This is a genomic window from Pedobacter sp. Bi27 (assembly GCF_918698255.1).
In the GTDB taxonomy this organism is placed as follows: Bacteria; Bacteroidota; Bacteroidia; order Sphingobacteriales; family Sphingobacteriaceae; genus Pedobacter.
On sequence record NZ_CAKKMW010000010.1, the window covers coordinates 143,509 to 164,806 of the forward strand.

The 21,298-nt window shown below is 41.9% G+C and carries 12 protein-coding genes; all 12 read left to right on the top strand.

All coding sequences use genetic code 11. The annotated features are described in order from the left end of the window. The first annotated feature begins 122 nt into the window (after nt 1-122). The 12 genes from LQ227_RS24110 to LQ227_RS24165 all read left to right on the top strand — a co-directional run bounded on the left by LQ227_RS24110 (nt 123) and on the right by LQ227_RS24165 (nt 21,271). On the top strand, nt 123-854 hold the full coding sequence (locus LQ227_RS24110; RefSeq protein WP_230146232.1) for a YafY family protein: 732 nt from the start codon (nt 123-125) through the stop codon (nt 852-854). Between the two features lie 159 nt (nt 855-1,013). Next, nucleotides 1,014-1,865 (top strand): NmrA family NAD(P)-binding protein, encoded by an 852-nt coding sequence (locus tag LQ227_RS24115; protein ID WP_230151566.1) that lies wholly within the window; start codon nt 1,014-1,016, stop codon nt 1,863-1,865. A 105-nt stretch (nt 1,866-1,970) separates the two neighbouring features. Continuing rightward, nucleotides 1,971-2,297 (top strand): multidrug efflux SMR transporter, encoded by a 327-nt coding sequence (locus tag LQ227_RS24120; protein WP_215126290.1) that lies wholly within the window; start codon nt 1,971-1,973, stop codon nt 2,295-2,297. 842 nt (nt 2,298-3,139) lie between these two features. Further along, nucleotides 3,140-5,134 carry a glycoside hydrolase family 97 protein gene (locus LQ227_RS24125; protein ID WP_230151568.1) on the top strand — a complete coding sequence of 665 codons (1,995 nt, stop codon included), beginning with the start codon at nt 3,140-3,142 and terminating at the stop codon, nt 5,132-5,134. A gap of 12 nt (nt 5,135-5,146) precedes the next feature. Next, nucleotides 5,147-6,937: a glycoside hydrolase family 2 protein gene (locus tag LQ227_RS24130; RefSeq protein WP_230151578.1), complete on the top strand. Its 1,791-nt coding sequence runs from the start codon at nt 5,147-5,149 to the stop codon at nt 6,935-6,937. Nucleotides 6,938-7,330: 393 nt separating this feature from the next. Next, nucleotides 7,331-10,324 (top strand): TonB-dependent receptor, encoded by a 2,994-nt coding sequence (locus tag LQ227_RS24135; protein WP_230146236.1) that lies wholly within the window; start codon nt 7,331-7,333, stop codon nt 10,322-10,324. Nucleotides 10,325-10,337: 13 nt separating this feature from the next. Further along, nucleotides 10,338-11,984, top strand: a complete 1,647-nt coding sequence (locus LQ227_RS24140; protein ID WP_230146237.1) for a RagB/SusD family nutrient uptake outer membrane protein — start codon at nt 10,338-10,340, stop codon at nt 11,982-11,984. A gap of 56 nt (nt 11,985-12,040) precedes the next feature. Continuing rightward, nucleotides 12,041-13,264, top strand: coding sequence for a SusE domain-containing protein (locus LQ227_RS24145; RefSeq protein WP_230151580.1), 1,224 nt, complete (start codon nt 12,041-12,043; stop codon nt 13,262-13,264). 34 nt (nt 13,265-13,298) lie between these two features. After that, a complete protein-coding gene (locus LQ227_RS24150) occupies nt 13,299-14,861 on the top strand; it encodes a DUF4832 domain-containing protein (RefSeq protein ID WP_230151582.1) in 1,563 nt (520 codons plus the stop codon). Between the two features lie 206 nt (nt 14,862-15,067). Beyond that, the gene (locus LQ227_RS24155) at nt 15,068-19,153 is read left to right on the top strand and encodes a hybrid sensor histidine kinase/response regulator transcription factor (RefSeq protein WP_230151585.1); all 4,086 of its coding nucleotides are present in this window, start codon (nt 15,068-15,070) and stop codon (nt 19,151-19,153) included. Nucleotides 19,154-19,269: 116 nt separating this feature from the next. Further along, nucleotides 19,270-20,382 carry an alginate lyase family protein gene (locus LQ227_RS24160; protein ID WP_230151587.1) on the top strand — a complete coding sequence of 371 codons (1,113 nt, stop codon included), beginning with the start codon at nt 19,270-19,272 and terminating at the stop codon, nt 20,380-20,382. Between the two features lie 10 nt (nt 20,383-20,392). Continuing rightward, nucleotides 20,393-21,271 (top strand): family 16 glycosylhydrolase, encoded by an 879-nt coding sequence (locus tag LQ227_RS24165; RefSeq protein ID WP_230151590.1) that lies wholly within the window; start codon nt 20,393-20,395, stop codon nt 21,269-21,271. The last annotated feature ends 27 nt before the right edge of the window (nt 21,272-21,298 follow it).

Sequence of the window (21,298 nt, forward strand, 5' to 3'; positions counted from 1 at the left end):
GAAAGCGGCTATAGATTTATCCAATAGCCGAGGGGCTATAAAAGGAGTTGAATGATGCCCAAATAGAACGCGATATATTAAAATAGCCAATAAAGTAGATATTTAATTTATGCCTTGTCCATATGTCGTCAAATAACCAATACCAATCTGGCAGTGCTACCCGTTTACGCAGGCTTATTGCCTTGCTTACCGTTTTGCAGACCAAGCGAATTGTAACCGCAACTGATCTTGCCACCCGGTTTAAAGTTAGCACAAGAACTGTTTACAGGGACATCAAACTATTGGAAGAGGCCGGTGTTCCGGTTTTTACGGAAGAAGGAAAAGGATTTTCGTTGGTAGAGGGCTATAAAGTACCCCCATTGTTGTTTACGGAAAGCGAAGCAGCTGCTGTTATCACCGCTGAAAAACTCGTTGCCGGTAATAACGATGATTCACTGGTTAGAAATTATCGCAACGCGACAGACAAGGTAAAAGCTGTACTGCGTTATGCGGAAAAAGAGAAAATGAACCTACTCTCTGAACGTGTAAAAGTGTATGTTAATACCGATGAGAAGCCATCGAGCAGTCATTTGGCGGAGTTGCAACAGGCACTAACCGATTATAAGCTCATTAAAATCGAATACTGCGCTTTAAAAGAAAATGAAATTACAGAGCGTGTAGTCGAGCCTTTTGCTTTGTTTTATGCGGCAAACAAGTGGTTGTTACTTGCCTTTTGCCGGTTGCGGAAGGATTACCGTTTTTTTAGGATTGACCGGTTCCAGTCCTTTTATATCCTTAACGAAAGATTTGAGCCACATAAAATGACGATCTCTCAATACCTCAACAGACTGGCAGAAGATAGCATACATCCCTAACGCTGCAGCTTTTTTCTGAACCATCGGTTTATTCCAGCTTCTTAATTTGTCTAAACGCGCACCGGTTAATAAAAAATCCGAAGTTGAAAATACCTATGACAGAGAGTTGTCACAGTAGCTTGTAGTTTTGATTTATTACGAAATTTAACCTATAGCATTATGAATATCATATCTGGAGGAACGGGGCAGATCGGATCTGCCTTAGCCAATGCCTTGCTCAAAAGCGGCGAGGCGGTAACCATTATTTCCCGAAGCTCGAAGTCTGCAGCTGATTGGCAAGCTAAAGGCGCAAAATTTACAGTTGCAGATATTTATGACACCGAAGGTTTGCACGGGATCTTTCAAACTGGAAAAAACATTTTTGTACTGAATCCGCCTGCTGACCCGTTGACGGACACGGACCTTCAGGAAAGGAAAACGGTCGCTTCCTTAGTGGAGGCCTTAAAAGGAACGCAGGCAGAAAAGATAGTTGTTGCTTCGACACTAGGGGCACGGTCTGGCAGCAGGATTGGTGATCTCAATACCTTGTATGAACTTGAGCAAGGAATAGGGACTCTTGGATACCCTTATCAGATCATCAGATCAGCCTATTACATGAGCAATTGGGCATCATCGTTGCCGATCATAAAAGAAACCGGCGAACTTATATCGTTCTTTCCAAAAGCGCTTAAGATACCGATGGTCGCGCCTCAGGACATTGGGGAATTGGCGGCAAGGTTTATGACAACCAACAACGGACCGGAGTTGAATGCCATAGTAGGCCCGGAACTTTATTCGCCACAGGATGTGGCTGACGCGTTTTCTGATGCACTGGGCAAGAAGGTAAGCGTAAAAGTGATTCCGAAGCAGGATTGGACTAATGCTTTTAAATCTGTAGGGTTTTCTGATGAGGCCGCTGCGTCTTACGCGGCTATGACCGAAATAGCAGCTAATGATATCGAGGCGCCGAAGAACGCTGTAAGGGGAGAAATTACGCTACAGCAGTATATCCATGATCTGGTAAAAGAATAATACAGAAACTGACCGATCCGCCCAGGTCACAATATATTTGATCACCTACCAATGAGGCGGACAGTAAATTTGTTATTAATACCTTAACAGGTAAATAATGTAACTATGAATTGGATTTTATTAGCAATCGCCGGCCTATGCGAAGTCGCTTTTGCGTCATGTTTAGGCAAGGCAAGGGAAGCGACCGGAAGCGCTGTTTATCTATGGTACCTTGGCTTTTTTATAACCATGTCTCTTAGTATGCTTTTATTAATGAAAGTTACACAGACTATGCCTATTGGAACTGCCTATGCTGTTTGGACAGGTATTGGCGCTGTAGGTACAGTAGTGGTTGGCATCCTTGTGTTTAAAGATCCAGCTACTTTCTGGCGCCTCTTTTTTCTGAGTACATTGGTGATATCACTGATTGGACTTAAACTCGTAGCGGAATAGTTTTGCAGTCTTTATTTAGGTCAGGGTCTTGCATTCAAATTTGTTTTTATTGAAGCATGACTCGACCTAACTCAGTGTTAACTGGATTACCAGCTTGAGCAAGATCATTTTACAGGCATAAGCTCTTTTTAAATGCAGTATAGTGTCTGAATTTTTAAAGATTGATCTTTTTTTTATTGTATTGTTTTGGTAGTCAATTACTTATAGTGTTTTTTTTGATCTGAAATAATGAGCTTTTACTATGTGCGAAATCAGGCCCAACCACTGAAAAAGATCATTTAATATGCTAAATATAGAACCTTATTCAAGGGTCGGATTAGAAATAGTTGAACAATTAAAGAGAATTATTTTCAATCCGATATCACGTCACAAACATTTGCTGATATCGTTTTTCTGTCGCCATTGTGTTTAGCGTCGCTCATTTAAGTAGCAGACCGGCAGCAGCTATCTAATGTATTTACCATGGATGAGGCTACGCAGGACCATTTAGGTTACGCTTCAGACAAGACTTCGGAATTCGACCGAGGCAATTCTTCCATGAGCCTAATGTGTTTATCCTACAAAGACCTCGCTTTTGCTGGCATATACGCGACAAGAGGTCTTAAATTTCGGCTAAACATTCATTTTGTACAAAACTGAACCATTTCTGTACAAAACCGAACCCTTCGGGTAGGCAGTTTAGCTAGTTTTGGACTCACCAAATACAATAGCTACAAATTATTATGAGATCGATCGGCGAACATTTTCGCATACTGTTGGAAATTCTCCAATACCACAAACAGCATCCAATTAAACCACTGCCGGGTCAGGAGAAATCAACAATTAAATAACAGGTATAACTGATGAAACAAAAAATACTACGCCTATTCCTTTTAACGTTCCTAACTATCCCCGCAATCGCCCAAAGGAGGCTTAGTGTTACTTCGCCCGATGGGCGGTTGCAAGTGGGTGTTCTCCTTACTGATACTATTGGCTATCAGCTGTTTCACGATGGCAAACTGATACTGAGTGCTAACGCCATTGCCATGAAACTGGGTAATGGAAACGCCTTTGGGATCAGATCCCAATTGAAGCAGGCCAAAACCACGCTTGTTAAAGAAAAAATTGACGCACACTTTTACAAAAGAAGCCGGATAAATGATGAATATTCGGAATTAACACTTGATTTCAAAGAAGATTTCAAATTGATTTTTAGGGTTTATAATGAGGGAATGGCCTATCGTTTTGTATCCAATGGTAAAAAAGACTTCATCGTAAATGAAGAACTGGCATCGTTCCGATTTCCTAAAGATTACAAAGCCTACATTCCATATGTAAAAACAAAGGAGAAGACGCTCGAAGGACAATATTTCAACTCGTTTGAGAACACATATGACTACAGTCGTCTGAGTGAAATGAACAGTAATAAACTGGCTTTCTCACCACTGGTGGTAGAACTTGATGGAGGAAAGAAAGTATGTTTAGCCGAGGCAGATCTGCAAAGCTATCCGGGTATGTATCTCTATAATCTTGGTGGCACCACCACCCTGGAAGCAAACTTTGCACCTTATCCCAAATCTACAAAACAGGGTGGCCATAACCAGCTGCAACAGATGGTAACCTCCCGTCAGCCCTTTCTGGCTAAAAGCAAGGCCCAAACAAAATTTCCCTGGCGTATTGCCATCGTAACCACAACCGATAAAGCATTGGCCGACAATGATCTGGTTTATAAACTGGCTGAACCCAGCAGGTTAAAGGATGTTTCATGGGTAAAACCAGGAAAAGTGGCCTGGGAATGGTGGAATAACTGGGGTATCAGCAAAGTAAACTTTGTTACAGGGGTAAATAATCAAACCTATAAAGCCTATATTGATTTTGCATCCAAAAACGGAATTGAATATGTTATTCTCGACGAAGGCTGGGCGGTAAACCTTAAAGCCAGTTTATTCGAGGTTGTACCCGAAATTAACCTGAAGGAGCTTGTTGCCTATGGAAAATCTAAAAATGTAGACCTGATTCTTTGGGCTGGATACTACGCTTTTGAGCGAGACCTGGAAAAAGTGTGTAAACATTATTCGCAACTGGGGATAAAAGGTTTCAAGATCGATTTTATGGATCGTGATGATCAGGAGATGGTTGATTTTCATTACCGGGCGGCAGAAACAGCTGCTAAATATAAACTGCTTGTTGATTTTCACGGAACCTATAAACCAACAGGTCTGAACCGCACTTTCCCGAATGTAATCAACTACGAAGCGGTGAACGGCCTTGAGCAAATGAAATGGACCGGACCTGAAATGGATATGGTTACCTATGATGTTACCATGCCCTTTATCAGGATGGTTGCAGGGCCTGTTGATTATACCCAGGGTGCCATGCGTAATGCAACCAAACGAAGCCATAGGGGAATAAATGATGAACCGATGAGCCAGGGAACCCGCTGTAGGCAACTGGCTGAATATGTGGTATTCGAATCGCCTTTGAATATGCTTTGTGATAGCCCCGATAATTATGAAAGGGAGCAGGAATGCACTGACTTCATCAGCTCAATCCCCACAGTATGGGATAATACCATCGTGCTTAATGGTGAGATTGGAAAGTATATTACCACCGCACGCAAAAAGGGCGATACCTGGTATTTGGGATCGTTAACCAACTGGGATGCCCGCAAGCTGGATCTTGATCTCAGCTTCCTCGGTACAGGAGATTATATTGCAGAAATTTATCGCGATGGCATAAATGCCGATAAAATCGCGTCCGATTACAGAAAAGAGCAGATCACTATTCCTGCCAATCGCAAACTATCCATTACCATGGCCCAGGGTGGTGGCTTCGCAATGAAAATCGTTAAAAAGTAAACCAATAATTTTATGAAGCTAAGCAAAACCATTTTTTCTTTGCTGATACTGCTGTGCTGCCTGCTTTCGAACATTTTTGCACAGCACATTTTGGTCAATGTATATGGAAGAAAAACGCAATCTCTTAATGGGAAATGGGATGCCATTGTAGATCAATATGATCAGGGGAGAAAGAACAAAATTTACCTGAATAAAAAGCCTGTTAGCAAAACAGATTTTTATGAATATTCCTTTGATGGCGGCTTAAAACTAAATGTACCATCTGATTGGAACAGCCAGTTGCCGGAACTGAAGTACTACGAAGGCACCGTTTGGTATGCAAAACATTTTGATGTACCTAAAGCGCAAAATGGACGCTTATTTATTTATTTCGCAGCGGTAAGTTATCGCTGTAAGGTATACCTCAATGGAAAAGAAATTGCTGAGCATGAAGGCGGCTTTACGCCTTTTCAGGTGGAGGTTACGGACTTGGTCAAGAACTCGGATAACTTTTTAGCCCTCGAGGTAAATAATACCCGGACTACTGATGCCATTCCTGCAAAATCGTTCGATTGGTGGAATTATGGAGGCATTACGCGTGATGTGATGCTGGTATCAACACCCAAAGTTTATATCCAAGATTATTTTATTCAGCTGGATAAACACCGTAACAATCAAATCAATGCAGCGGTTAAAGTTGCTGGTAGCCAGGTAAATGTAGAGGTAACTGTCGAAATTCCCGAGTTGAAAATTAAACGAAAGCTGGTTACAGATCAGCAGGGAATCGCCAGGGCTACAATCAACAATATAAAACAGCTGCAGCGCTGGTCGCCAGAGTCGCCCAAGCTTTATAGCATACGCGTATCTACTGCCGAAGATGTGGTAAACGAAATGATCGGTTTTAGAAACCTGGCTGTAAAAGGAACCGAGATTTACCTCAATGATAAGCCGGTTTTTTTAAAATCCATCAGCTTTCACGAAGAGATTCCACAGCGAAAAGGTCGCGCTTTTTCTGAGGCCGATGCCGTGATGCTTTTGTCTGAAGCGAAGGCATTGGGTTGTAACATGATCCGTTTGGCACATTATCCTCAAAATGAATATACGGTACGTGCGGCCGAAAAAATGGGCTTTTTGTTATGGGAAGAAACACCAATCTGGCAGGGAATTGATTTTGAAAATCAGGAAACCAGAAAAAAGGCAGGAGCCATGATAAAGGAAATGGTGATGCGGGATAAAAACCGGTGTGCGCTCTCATTTTGGGGCATGGCAAATGAAACACAGCCCTCAAAAGCCAGAAATGAATTCTTGAAATACCTGATCAAATGTTCAAAGGAGATTGATAGTACTCGTTTAATCACAGCTGCATTCGATTTAGTGAAGTTTGATCGCAACAGGCAATGTTTTGTTATGGATGATCCTTTCATTAAGGAATTAGATGTGGTAGCCATTAATAAATACATGGGCTGGTATCATCCCTGGCCAGTTACACCCGATAAGGCCATTTGGGATGTAGCCAGAAACCAGCCTTTAATCATCTCCGAATTTGGCGCAGAAGCCTTGTACGGTAAAACCGGAGACGCTGATGTAGCGAGCTCATGGAGTGAAGATTATCAGGCCCAGCTGTATAAAGACAATCTGGAGATGTTTAAACACATTCCAAACCTGCGGGGAATTTCTCCCTGGGTATTGTTCGATTTTCGATCACCTTTCCGTTTCCATCCTACTTACCAGGATGGCTGGAATAGAAAGGGCCTTGTTTCAGATCAGGGATTCCGCAAAAAAGCCTGGTATATCGTAGCAGATTATTACAAAAACATTAAGTAAACATTTATATGAGGGATATTTTTTAAGTCTTCAGAACTACTTAAAGCAGAAAAATATGCACCCTAGTAAGTAACCCTTATTTCGCTAAAATTATTATAACAATTGCCCTTTAGTGCCTCCTTTGTACAAAAACAAACCATTTCCGTACAAAAACGAACCCTTTGGAATGGGCTTTAGCGGTAGTTTTGTACTAACCAGATATCACAACCAAATAATATGAGCATTCAACAGATCATTGATTTTCGGGCCGTTGTCATTTCCGCCAAGCCTGAGCAAAACATCAAAGTTGCCAGCAAATCATCAGGCCCATGATAAACATCCAATCTCTTCAAGCTCATGCCTACCGGGAGCAAAAAAAATAATAATCCGAATACTAACCATATATAATTCTACATGATAAAAAAAATACGAATCAGGCTCCAGGGCCATATTATAATGCTTGTGCTGATTTTATTGATGATAAACATCGGTTATGCGCAGGACCTGAAAAAAATAACCGGTAAAGTTACCGATGAGAAGGGCGAGGTACTCGTTGGGGTTTCCGTAAGGGTTAAAGGAAGCAATACGGGTACTTCGACTGATAAAGACGGAAATTATATCTTGCAGGCACCACCTGCTGCTATTCTGGTATTTTCTTATGTTGGTTTTAGCAACCAGGAAGCAAGTGTAAATGCCTCAGGGATCGTTAATGTTAAAATGGCTGGCGATAAACAGCTGGATGAAGTGGTCGTTGTGGGCTATGGTACCGCCAAGAAAAAAGACCTGACCGGAGGGCTGGCTGTAGTAGGAAAGGAGCAGATTAATATGGTTTCTACGCCGAATCTCATGGATCGTTTGGTTGGTCAGGTAGCAGGTTTTAATATCACAACAGGAAATGCTGCTCCAGGTCAGGACCAGGCTTTACTGATCCGTGGAGAAAACTCATTATCGGCCAATAACTCACCGCTAATTGTTTTGGACGGTATACCTTATAGCGGATCTTTGGTAGACCTTGATCCCAATAATATCGAAAACCTGACCATTTTAAAAGATGCATCGGCAGTGGCCATTTATGGTGCCCGTGGATCTAATGGTGTCATCCTGATCCAGACCAAAAGAGGGATGCTGGGTAAAGCGCAGGTTGCCTATCGCGGGCAATTGGGCTTTGCTGAGCCAATGCAACGGATTGATGTAATGGGACCAAATGAATTTATCCGTTTGAAACAGGATATCGGTCGTTTAAAATCAGGGTACACCGGCGACCAGCTCGATCCTATTGCCGGAAATATCATGAGTGTAACCGAGCGGGAGAACTATAAAAATGGCATTACTCATAACTGGCAAGACTATATCTTTAAAAGGGGAATAACGATGGACCATCAGTTAAGTATCTCCGGTGGCACACAAAACACCAAGTACATGGCGGCAGCTTCTTCGCTCAGTCAGGAAGGGGTAGTTTATAATTCGAAGCTTTCGAGACTGAATGTTACTGCCAATATCGACCAGACTTTTAATAATTGGTTAACTGTTGGCCTTGGTACCCAGTTTTCGCAAAGAAATGATGGAGGCGTTACCCCGAATATTGAACACGCCATCAAAATGAGCCCTTATGGTAAATATATAGATGCTGCGGGTTATTATGTTCCCGAGCCGATGGAGTCTTCGCTCATTGTTAACCCCATGCGTAATGTGAATGCAGACCAGGATAGAATAAACCGTAGCTTTTTTCTAAGTGGTTATGCTGATATTAAGTTGCCCTTGAAAGGACTTTCTGCACGCTCGAATTTCGGTTACAACTACAGGAGCAGCTTTGCAGGCACCTATTACGGAAGAGATACCTTTGACGGTCGTGAACAGGCCGGTTTAGTTGGCGGTAGGGCATCTATCAATAATGGACATTATAACGATTATACCTGGGAAAACGTACTGAAGTACGAACGCACCCTCGGCGATCACCGTTTTGATGCTACAGGCTTATTTAGTATGCAACAAACCAAAAGCGTTGGTTCATCACAGAGTGGCGAGGGCTTTGTAACCGATAACACCAGTTATTACATGATGAGTACTGCGGCACGCAACCTCACCATGTCATCAAATTTATCAGAAACAGCACTTTTATCTTATATGGGGCGGATCAATTATGGCTATAAAGGGAAATACATCGTAACCTTTACTGGCCGCTCGGATGGTGCTTCCGTATTTGGTGAAAATAATAAATATGCTTTTTTCCCATCAGCTGCCCTGGCATGGAATATCGGTGAGGAAAGTTTTATTAAAGATAAGTTAAACTGGGTCGATTTACTCAAACTAAGGGTTTCCTATGGTGCTAATGGTAATCAGGCCATCACGGCTTACCGAACATTAGATCGCCTTTACTCGAGCGTAAAATACATCTGGGGTGATGGTGGTACGGCCGTAAATACCGCTTACCTTGCTGGTGATGGCGTTGGTAATCCCAATCTGAAATGGGAAACAACTTATACCACAAACGTTGGTCTGGATTTTCAATTGTTTAAAAACCGTTTAAGCGGTACAATTGATGCCTACCTGTCTAGAACCAAAGACTTACTGATGACCCGTACCGTTCCGATTATGAACGGTTACAGTAGAATCTGGGATAATATCGGCCAAACCCAGAATAAAGGATTAGAGATTACCTTAAACTCGCTCAATATTGATGCTAAAAACTTTAAATGGAATTCGACAGCTGTTTTCTCCTTAGACCGAGATAAAATTGTAGAACTCAGGGGCGATGGGCTTGATGATGTAAATAACAGTTGGTTTATTGGTAAACCGCTGCGGGTTTTTTACGATTATAATATGGTTGGCATTTGGCAAAAAGGTGAAAACTATACCGTTCAGCAAGGTGCAGCAGCAGGCGCTGCCAAGCTAGAAGATGTGGATGGTAATGGGCTCATCGATTCTAAAGACCGCAAAGTTATTGGCTCTAAGATGCCAAGGTATACCGCCTCGTTAAGCAACAGGGTAAGCTACAAAAACTTTTACCTGTCGGCATTGGTAACCGGGGTATTTGGCGTTTGGCGCGATGATAATATGGCCAATATCAGTTCGTGGACTTTCGGAATAACCAATTATGTACACAATGCCAATTACTGGACGCCAGAAAATCCGGAAGCAACTATTGTTTCGCCGGGATACAACAATAATTTCGGGCATGGCTACTATAAAAAAGTTTCTTATGTACAGGTAAAAAATATCACCCTTGGGTATCGAATAGCACAACAATTGGCCAAAAAGCTTGGTGTAAATGGTATTGATGTTAACGTAAGTGTTAACAACCTAAATACAATTTCGAACATCAGGCAGGTGCTTAACTATGATAATACCTGGATGGCCTCATATCCAACTGCCCGGTCTTATATGTTCGGTTTAAACGTAAATTTCTAACGCTTTTTATCACATGAAAAAAATTATAAAAACAGGATTGGCACTCATCATATTGTTTTCGGCAATGGGGTGTAAAAAATTTCTGGTAGAAGATTTGAAAACAGAGTTGGCACCAACCAATACTTATACCAGTACCTATGGTTTTGAAGTAGGAAGTGCCGGATTATACGCCCTTACCCGCTCTGAATACAACACTTTTGGCGAAGGTGGAGCTTATATCCACAATGGAGCATGCCCTTACGAGGCTTTACAGGCTGCAACAGATATTGCTGATGTCATCAACAGCGATGCATCACTGCTGCCTTTTGCAAATCTTACGTTAAACTCATCAGAAAGGTTTGTTGGCACTTACTGGAACTGGGCATACAGTATTATCTCATCGGCCAATTTAATGCTTATCTATTCGGAAAAAAATACCAATTGGGATTCACCTTCCGATAAGGAACGTTTTCAGGCAGAGGCCAGATTTTTCCGCGCATATGCTTATCGCACCTTAGTATATTTATATGGAGACGTACCCTATGTAGAAACCATTTTATACGATTTTAAACTCAATTTTACCCGTACCCCAAAAGCAGAGGTATTGGGGCATATTATTGACGATTTGACTTTTGCCAGCCAGCACTTACCTGCAAATCCAGATCAGGTAAAGGACGGGAAGCTTACCAAATGGGCTGCTTACCATCTACTGAGCGAAATGCACCTGCTGAACAAAGCCTATGTACCTGCTGAGCAAGCTGCACTCGCGGTAATCAACAGTGGCTATTATGGTTTAATGAAAACACGATTTGGCGTAAATAAAGATAAGGCTGGAGATGTTTTCAGTGATCTTTTCCTGGAGAATAACCAGAACAGGTTAAAAAACGCAAACCGGGAAAGTATCTGGGTTTTGCAGTTCGAATTTAATACTGTAGGTGGTGGTACCAATTCAGACGATTGGAGCCGCAGGGCCTGGAGTCCAAATTATTCTACCATGACGGGTTTCGTTTTAGCAGATACCCTGGGTGGAAGGGGCCTGGCACAGCTCACTCCGATGAAGTGGTGGGTTGGAACCGCAGGCACAAATGCTACAGGTAATGTTCCAGGGATTTTTGAAGCAACGGATATCCGTAATTCCAATTATAACATCAAACGCAACTGGTACTATAATAACCCCGGCGAAACCTCATTATATGGCAAAAAAGCAAATATTACCGAACAAACCTGGTTTTCTACCAAAAGTTTATTTCCGGCAATTACTAAGTTTTTTTACGGACGGGCAGAAAACCTTGGCCTAACCGGAAGTTATAAAGACCGGGTGAAATTTAGACTGGCAGAAACCTATCTGCTGCTCGCAGAAGCTTATTTAGGACAAGGAAACCTGGCGAAAGCCGCCGACGCAGTAAATGAGGTGCGTAAACGTGCCGGTGCCTCGGTAGTAGGCGCAGGCCAGATGACCATGGATTTTCTCCTCGATGAACGCATCAGGGAACTGGTGGGAGAGGAAAGCCGACGTTTTACATTAGTACGTACCAATAAGCTGGTAGATCGGGTGAAACTTTATAATACGGCCATCAAAGGCAAAATTATGGATTATCACGCCCTGTGGCCAATTCCACAATCGATTATTGATGCAAACCGTGATGCAGTATTTCCTCAAAATCCAGGCTACGGTAAGTAGTGCTGAGCGTGCTAAAATAGAACAAAGTTAAATGAATACTTATGCTATTATATCAGATGAAAAAAAATAGATTTTTATATAAAATATGGCTTTTACTGTTTCTGTCGATCGGTTTTACAGCTTGCAAAAAGGGAGTCAGCGATATTGAAAAAGTTGAAGAACAATTGGTGCTACAGCTATCTTCGGCGAATATAACACTTGATGAAAACAACCTCAGCAAAGACATTGTCACCTTTTCGTGGCATCCGGCGAGGCCGCAATCAAATGATCATTTAGTTTCTTATATCACCAAGCTGGATCTGGTTGGGAACAACTTTGGTTCGGCCACCGCCATTATGAATTACGAAGATGATGGAACATTTAGCAGAAGTTTCACTTCTGAACAATTACAAAACTGGGCAAATCAAAAATGGGGCATTCCTACCAACAAATCCTTTACACTAGAGTTCAGGGTTATTGCACAATGGGAGGGTGGTGCCACTTTTGAATCGCCTGAAGTAAGAACAGTACAGGTTAACGTAACGCCTATCCGAACAGTTGTTTTTGATGCTGATAAAATATTTTTGGGCGGAAGCGCTGTTCCGGGATTAAGTAAGGTTGAAATGCCCAAAACTTTAGAGAATTTAAATCAGTATGCCTACCTGATCGACTTACAGCCTGGCGAACTACAAATTCCTGTTGAATATAATGGTTCAACAAATTATATCGCCTCTGCTGATGCGGCTACGACGGTAAAAGACGGGACCGCTATTGGCATAAAAATGCGTGAAACCGCCTTTTCATGGAAAATTGAGACTGCAGGGAAATACCGAGTTGTAGTGAATATGCAAAAAGCAACCGCAACCATTTATTCTCCGGCGCAGGCATTGGCACCAAAAGTTGTAACCTGGAACGGAGATGGCGGAATTGCCCAAACAACCACCATTGCTGAGTTATGGATGCACGGGGCCGTGAATAGTTTTGGAACCCCTGTAAAAATGGACTGTAAAGTGAGTTTGGCCGATCCTCAGATTTTGGTATATACCGGAGGCAGGGTGGGTAAAACCAAGTTTATTGTTTATGGAGGTAATGATAACAATAAAAACCTGGCCTACGCATTTAGCTGCCCACTTACCGCCACCGGTACCGCACAAGAACTTACCCTTGTGCAGGGTACCGTTGCGCCACTATCTGGCGGCTCTACCAGTGCACAGCGCAATTCTTATTATACTATTCCATCTGGTACAAATGTGATTGTATTCGACCTGCGTAATATGACCATACTGGCAGAAAAACGATGATACAGTTAGTGATGGGACCTCAAAAAAATAAAAGATGAAAAAAATGAATTATAAAATACTGATTTCACAAGCATTATTAGCCCTGATGGGTGTTATGGGCTTTGCCTGTAAAAAAAATGTCGATGAAGAAACCGCTAAGGCTGAAGGTACTTTGGTTAAACCTAAGTACAACAGGAGTGCTGTATTTCGTAACCCGCTTAACGGTTGGGTAATGTACGGCTCGGGTTCTGGTAACGAATCTTATTGGGATACCGAATATTATGTCCCCGATTTAGGAAAAAGAGTAAAGGCGATCGATTATGCTTCAGCCTGTTATATCCGGACCAGCTGGGCAACATTCAACCCCTCAAACGGCGTTTATGCATGGCGAAATCCAGGTTCAGCACTTTATAAAATGATTAAAGGTGCAGAGAGCAGGGGTTTGCCAATTGCTTTCAGGATTGTTGTAGATGGCCGCGACCAGGGTTTAAATACCCCGCAGTTTGTATTCGATGCCGGAGCGAAATATTACCTGGAAGACAGTAAATTTCCCAGCCGCCGTACGCCTTATCCTCAGGATCCAGTTTTCCAGCAATATTATGCCAAATTTATTGAAGAACTGGCCAAAGATTTCAACGATCCGGTTCGCACTTCTTTTATCGATGCCTATGGCTTGGGTAAATGGGGCGAGGCACACAATGTAATTTATGAAGATCCCAATACTTCAACTGGCGCAAATACCGAAGCGCTTAAGGAACAGGTTTTTGACTGGGTAACCAACCTTTATACTAAGAATTTCGATAAAGTACCGATGGTAATCAACTATCACCGCTTAATCGGCCATCCGGCAAGTTGGGGCGCAGCCAATGCAAACAGCGATAAACTTTTAGTAAAATCAATTAACAAAGGTTACATTTTAAGACAGGATGCTTTCGGCATGAGCGATTATTACCAAAGCTGGGAAAAAAACTTTGCCAAAACATGGAGTTTTAAATGTCCGGTTATTATGGAAGGCGGCTGGATTACGACAGGCACTCACCGCTACTGGACCGATCCGAATGGTAAATACAGGGAAGATCATCCTGAAGATGTGCGCCAGGGCGAATTTGATGCCTCGGCAGACGCAGCAGTGAACATGATGGATTTCCGTGTCGGAGAACTTGAAAGCTGGTTTACAAAGGCATTTAACTTAACACAACGTTTTGTTTCTGAAGGCGGCTACCGTTTATATCCGGATCAGGTGTACCTGCCAGAAAAATTGACTAGTGGAAGCGAAACCACCATTACACACCGTTGGAGAAACATGGGCTGGGGTTACTTTCCAAACAATATTAAGCAATGGAACTTCAAATATAAAGTGGCTTTTGCACTCCTTGATGGTAATAACAATGTGAAGAAAGTTTTTGTTGATACCAAAGCCGAACCATCAACCTGGTTAAAAAATAACCCTGCCACTTACGAATTTAAGCTAAGCGCAGGCGTACCTGCAGGAAATTATACCTGGGCAGTAGCCATTGTTGATACTACAAAAGAAAATCAACCGGGGATAAAAATTGCTGTAAATGGCGATTTAACTTCCACAGGGTGGCTCAAGCTGATGGATGTAGCTGTTCAATAAGAAGGTCTTTTCGAAGCGTTTGTTTGCTTTAGGGTAAACGAGCGCTTCGATCTTAGAAATTATTGAACACCATCATTTAATGATTTCCCTTCCAGGCGTGTAACATCGTGAATATAAAAGAGAATAGAAATCGAAATAAATTTATAGATAAAAATTTTAGTGGTAATTTCAAAATCCAATACTTTACCTGCTTCTGCTTTAACCTTATGGATATCCGGAAAATCATTTGTTTGCTGTTTTGTTTCACTGCATTTCTACTAAAAAGTGCATTTGCGATTGATATTTCCAGGTATCGTTTTCATGTAATGCCCGAAACATTCTATTACGGAGGCATTCAGAGCATCACTAAGGACAGCTTGGGGCGAATCTGGTATACCGGCCCTGATGCTGTTTTTATGTATGATGGAAACAGCTTTTATCAGTTAAACGAACTGGCTTCATTGAGTAATCCGAAGGTAAAGTGGGCTTATGGCTCGGTTGTAACTGATAAAAAGGGCGGATTGTTTTTAGCAACAAACCACGGCCTGTTGAGGTTTAATTACGAACGGTTTAATTTTGATTTAATTCTTCCAGGGAAAATCCGCTCAATCTGTCTGCATGACGATGGGAATGTTTACATGCTCTCGGGCGATAGCCTGCTAAGATATAACCAACAAAACAAGTCGGTCAAAAAAATTAAACTGCCTGCCAGCAGATATTTCAATAGCGTAATTAGCTTGAAGGGTAACATTTACCTCTCGCAGGAAAATTTACTGTATAGGTTCGATACCAAAACGTCGCGCTTTACTGTTTTTGCCGATTTGGGCAAAACCTCCTATGTAGTTAACGATGCAGTGGCCTATCGGGGCGATTATTATTTTCTTACACAATACGGGGGTATATTCATTACCGATGCGAAGGGAGCAATTAAAAAAAATATTGCAATAGTGGCCGGAGGGAACCAGGCAACTATGGCTAAAAAGATTTTCATCGATCAGGTCGGAATGATGTGGATAGCTACACAGTCGGGGCTTTTGCTTTACGATCCGCGGACAGAAACAAGCAAATTGCTCAAAATGAACCTGAATGATGCTTTTTCCCTGCCAAATAATTCGATCTGGACCATTTATGGCGATCCGGATCAGGGTGCCTGGATTGGAACTTATGGCGGCAAAATCGCTTATTGTTCACTCTATGACGCATATGTGCGCTATTTTACACCGAGCGCAGGAGGGCTTAACCATCCAATAGTTAGCGGTTTTCAGGAAGACGACCTGGGTAATGTTTGGATTGCAACCGAGGGCGGCGGGCTTAACTATTGGAACAGAAAAGAAGATACTTTCCGGCATTTCACCAAAGGCGAAGCCAACGCCATCAATTCGAACATGGTAAAGCGCTTAAAATTTGATCCTGAGCGAAAACACCTGTTTGTATCTTCTTTTAATGGTGGCATTTCTGCCTATGAAATGGCGACCGGGCGCTTTAGCAACCTCGACATACGCTCGCCAGAAAGTAAACAGCCCTTAACCGTGTATGATTTTGTACGCGATGCCGAAGGTACCTGGTGGATGACTGACCCTGATAAAACCTTTTTTCACCGGAAGAAAAACCAGCCAGCGTCAGCAACTGAAATCGTGAAACTTATTGGTTTAAATGGTCAACCTTTGGATGTAGAAATTGAGGCCATTTCGCTTGATCAGCAACAGCATTTACGGATCGTTAGCCATCAGGGCTTGTACATTGCAGATCCCAAAACCCTAAAGGTGCTGCGGCATTATGTCATCAAAAATGGTCCATATGCGGTTAATCACCTCTGTAGCTATTATGAAGCATCAAATGGCGATCTTTGGCTCGGCACTTCCGGAAGAGGAGTTAACATTTTAAAGAAAGATGGCCGATACCTTAATTTCAATGGCGCAAATGGATTCCCTCCAAAGATCGTTTTCGGTATTCTTGAAGATGATGCTTCTGGAAATATTTGGTTCAGCACCAATGATGGACTGTATTTTTTCGATCAAAAAAATCAAAAATTTGAAAAAGCCAGGTTTTATAAGGCAAATAGCTGCGGCTCTTTTTATCTAAGGTCAGCCTATAAAACCAAAAACGGAGAAATGTTGTTTGGCGGAACAAACGGCTTTTTACTTTTCGATCCGCAATACCTGAACAAAAACTTACAAAAGCCAAAGGTATTTTTCACTGGCCTGCTCATCAACAATCAACAGGTGAGCAACATTTCCAAAGATTCGCCATTGGTGAAAGATATTTCTACTTTAAGCAATCAGGAGAACGGAAGGATTTCACTCTCCAGTAATCAGTCAAACATCGAAATCCGGTTCTCCTCAAACAGCTATCTATCTGCCGATAAAAATCAATTTTCTTATCGTATGGTAGGCCTCAGCGATAAATGGCTCAAGATCAATACCAGTCAGCATGCTGTACAGTTTTTCAATTTGCCTAGTGGCGATTATACTTTTGAAATAAAGGCTTCTAATAACGATGGGCTTTGGGGCAGCGAGGTTTCTAAACTTTATTTTCATGTAAATCCACCGTTTTTCCTGTCGTGGTGGGCTTACTCCATTTATACTTTAATTGTACTGGGGCTCCTGTTTTTCATTATGCGTTACTTTACCAATAAGAAGGTTTTTAAGGAACGGCTGGCTTTAGAAGCGATGAAAGAACAGAATATGCGGGATTTAAACCAGGCGAGGACAGATTTTTTTACCAATATTTCACATGATCTGAAGACACCGCTTACCTTGGTGCTCGAACCCCTTAAGCAGTTAAAAGAAACGGTGCAGAAAAACGACCACGCCACTGGATATATGCAGTTAATTGAGAAAAATGTTGCCCGTATCCAACGTACAATCAGCCAATTGTTACGCTTCAGGGAAATCGAAAGCCAGAAAGTAACGCTAAACCCTCAGGTTGGAGATTTTATCAGCTTCGTACACGACGTTTTTGGACTTTTTGAACTTTACGCGAACAAAAAAGAGATTGAAACCAACATAACGGCACATGAAGATCATTTATATGTTGCCTTTGATTACGATATTATTGAAAAGATTTTGACCAATCTTTTCTCTAATGCTTTAAAATATACCTCCAATAAAGGCTATGTTGGCGTACGGATTTATCAATCTACAGCTGAAGAAAAACTGCGTGTGGATGTTATGCCAGATCATCATGACCGGGAATATATTTCTGTGGAGGTATTGAACACCAGTATCGGGTTTTCAGAAGCGCAGATTGCTACCTTATTTACCTCTTTCAATCGTTTGTCGTCTTACCGACCAACTTTCGAAGAAAGTTCGGGGCTTGGCCTTGCTATTGTAAAGGAGCTTGTGGATGCCATTGAGGGGAAAATCTGGATGGTGAATAAAACAAATAAAGTTTCTTTTACCATGATGCTCCCTCTAAAAAAAGAAGCCGGCTCTGGCGATATGCAGTCGAGCGTATACGATTATACCATCTCAGAGATAGACGATATCCTGTTAGAAGCTGAAGAGCCTGATCATACATTAAAAAATGCCAGAAAAGCCACCAGCATCTTGTTGATTGATGATGACCCTAATCTTCGGAATTATCTGGAACGGCGACTGTCTGAAAAATACAACGTATACATGGCCAGCGATGGGATGGAGGGTATTTTTAAGGCCGAAAAAATCTATCCACAACTGATTATTACCGATCTGGTGATGCCTAATACCAATGGATTTGAGGTTTGCAGCCATTTGCGACAGAATTTTAAAACCAGCCATATTCCTATCGTAATGATATCTGGTATGGGCGATGTACACCAGAACAAGACCAAAGCGCTTGAACATGGAGCCACGGTTTTTATTGATAAACCTTTTGAAGTGGAATACCTCATTCAGCAGATTGATACCATTTTGAAAAACCAGCAGGAAATGCGCGAGATGTACAGCAAGCGCCTGGTGGTCGACCCATCTAATGTTACCATTACCTCAATGGATGAGGAACTGCTGATTAAGGCCATGAAATTTATTGAGCAGAATATGGCCAATCCCAATTATTCAGTCGACGATTTTGTATCGGATATGAACACCGGAAGGACTATTCTTTATCAAAAGATCAATGATATTGTAGGTATGTCTATTAAAGAATTTATTTTAAATATCAGATTGAAAAGAAGTGCCTATTTGCTCGAACATGCAGATTTAACCGTGGCAGAAGTTGCTTATCAAACCGGGTTTAACAACGCAAAATATTTTAGTGTTTGTTTTAAAAAACAATTCGAAGCCAGTCCGTCTGAATATAAAAAGCGCTACAGTACTGAAAGCAATACGGCGTAATGATGATGGGAAATAGGCAGATATGCTGCCTTATTGGACATAGCAAAAAAAATAATATCATACATAAAGGGAGCATTGCGTGATTTCAGCATCCCATTTTAACCAAATAAAATACCATGAACCATTTAAAGTTTTTTCTTTTCATTTTTCTCACAACATTCCTTTTAAGTACGCTGCAAGGACAGCAAGTGCTTGCGCAAAACCAACTTAAGGGCATGCACCCACAACAACAGATTGATTTTGTTAAAAGGCAGCTCAAAGCCAAAAAAGAGCCATATACCTCAGCTTATAAAGCACTGATCAGCAAAGCAGATTCTGCCTTGCTGGTAGAACAGCATGCAGTAGCAGATTTCAGCATTCCCGGATTTTACCAGGACAAGGATGGCCATCGGAAAACCTCACTGGCACTTCAGGTTGATGGTTTTTCGGCTTATAGTTGCGCCTTGGCCTATCAACTGAGCGGGAAGGCTAAATATGCCGATAAAGCAATTTATTTTCTCAATGCATGGGCATCTGTTAACAAAAAATATTCACAATTAGATGGTTCGCTGGTAATGTCGTACTCAGGTACTACCATGATGATCAGTGCAGACCTGCTTAAAGATTATAGGAAATGGAAGCCGCAAGATGTTGCGCAATTTAAATTATGGACTAAAAACGTTTTCCGGGAAGCGGCAAATAGCATTCGTTTCCGCAACAATAACTCTGGCGATTGGTCCCGGCTGGCTTCTATACTGGCTGATACCTATCTCGATGATCAGGAAGATTTACAAAAAAATATTGCGCTGATTAAAAATGATCTTTTCGATAAGATTGCTCCTGATGGTCACATGGTTGAAGAAGTAAAAAGACAGGGCAAAGGAATCTGGTATACCTATTTTTCGCTGGCTCCGCTAACGGCTTCGAGTTGGGTGATCTATAACCAAACCGGTGAAAATCTTTTTGCAGCAACAAAAAACGGCGCATCATTTAAGAAATCGCTAGATTATTTGCACTACTATAACCAGCATCCTGAAGAATGGAAATTCTTCAAAAATCCTGCTACGGGAGCGGTGTATACAGAAACGGGCTTCTGGCCGGCCAATCTTCTGGAGGCCATGAACGGCATTTATTCCGACGCGGAATATGAGAAATACCTGGCGCCATATCGCCCGATCATGTATCCGAAACACGATTATGCCTGGACGTTTCCAACACTGATGCCTTTACGTTTAAACGGATACCAATAAATCAACCCCAATGAAAAAACATTTATTAAAACCCTTTTTAATGGCCTGTACTTTCTTCGCGGGCTTATCTGCAGTAGCACAACAGCAAAAACAACCTATGCCGCCAGCACTCACCGCCGATGGTTTCAAACTGATATGGGCCGAAGAATTTAATGGCAATGGTGCGCCCGATCCGGCTAACTGGACCTACGAGCTTGGATTTGAACGCAATGAAGAACTTCAATGGTATCAACCAGAAAACGCCAGATGTGAAAACGGAAAATTAATCCTCGAAGCGAAAAGAGAAAAAAAGATAAACCCCAATTTTAAAGAAGGGAGCAGCGATTGGAAGAAAAACCGCAAAGAAGCCGATTATACTTCCGCCAGTATCAAAACGCAAGGACTGCACAGCTGGCTTTACGGCAGGTTTGTGATGCGCGGTAAAATTGATATCCGCGATGGCATTTGGCCAGCCTGGTGGACATTGGGGATAAAAGGGTCGTGGCCTGCAACCGGCGAAATTGATATAATGGAATATTACCGGAAAAAACTACTCGCCAATATTGCCTTTATGGGAGCCGATCGAAAAGATGCCTGGTTTAGCACCGAGAAAAATATCGATTCCCTGGGCGGCCAGGCCTGGGCAGATCAGTTTCATATTTGGCGAATGGATTGGGACGAGAACAGCATTGCACTTTATGTAGATAATCAGCTCTTAAACAAGGTGCCTTTAGATAAGCTGGTGAACCAGAATGGTACCAATATTAATCCTTTCAAACAACCGCATTATATGTTGCTCGATTTGGCAATAGGCGGAAAACAAGGTGGCGATCCTTCAAAAACGTTCTTCCCGGCCAGATTCGAAGTAGATTATGTAAGGGTTTACCAAAATAATAAATTAAAAAATTAAAAATATGAATCACATGAATTTTAGACA

Coding starts and splice junctions, on each gene's coding strand:
- LQ227_RS24130 (WP_230151578.1), top strand. CDS start 5,147: ATGAAGCTAAGCAAAACCATTTTTTCTTTGCTGATACTGCTGTGCTGC.
- LQ227_RS24115 (WP_230151566.1), top strand. CDS start 1,014: ATGAATATCATATCTGGAGGAACGGGGCAGATCGGATCTGCCTTAGCC.
- LQ227_RS24135 (WP_230146236.1), top strand. CDS start 7,331: ATGATAAAAAAAATACGAATCAGGCTCCAGGGCCATATTATAATGCTT.
- LQ227_RS24140 (WP_230146237.1), top strand. CDS start 10,338: ATGAAAAAAATTATAAAAACAGGATTGGCACTCATCATATTGTTTTCG.
- LQ227_RS24110 (WP_230146232.1), top strand. CDS start 123: ATGTCGTCAAATAACCAATACCAATCTGGCAGTGCTACCCGTTTACGC.
- LQ227_RS24155 (WP_230151585.1), top strand. CDS start 15,068: ATGGATATCCGGAAAATCATTTGTTTGCTGTTTTGTTTCACTGCATTT.
- LQ227_RS24160 (WP_230151587.1), top strand. CDS start 19,270: ATGAACCATTTAAAGTTTTTTCTTTTCATTTTTCTCACAACATTCCTT.
- LQ227_RS24125 (WP_230151568.1), top strand. CDS start 3,140: ATGAAACAAAAAATACTACGCCTATTCCTTTTAACGTTCCTAACTATC.
- LQ227_RS24150 (WP_230151582.1), top strand. CDS start 13,299: ATGAAAAAAATGAATTATAAAATACTGATTTCACAAGCATTATTAGCC.
- LQ227_RS24120 (WP_215126290.1), top strand. CDS start 1,971: ATGAATTGGATTTTATTAGCAATCGCCGGCCTATGCGAAGTCGCTTTT.
- LQ227_RS24165 (WP_230151590.1), top strand. CDS start 20,393: ATGAAAAAACATTTATTAAAACCCTTTTTAATGGCCTGTACTTTCTTC.
- LQ227_RS24145 (WP_230151580.1), top strand. CDS start 12,041: ATGAAAAAAAATAGATTTTTATATAAAATATGGCTTTTACTGTTTCTG.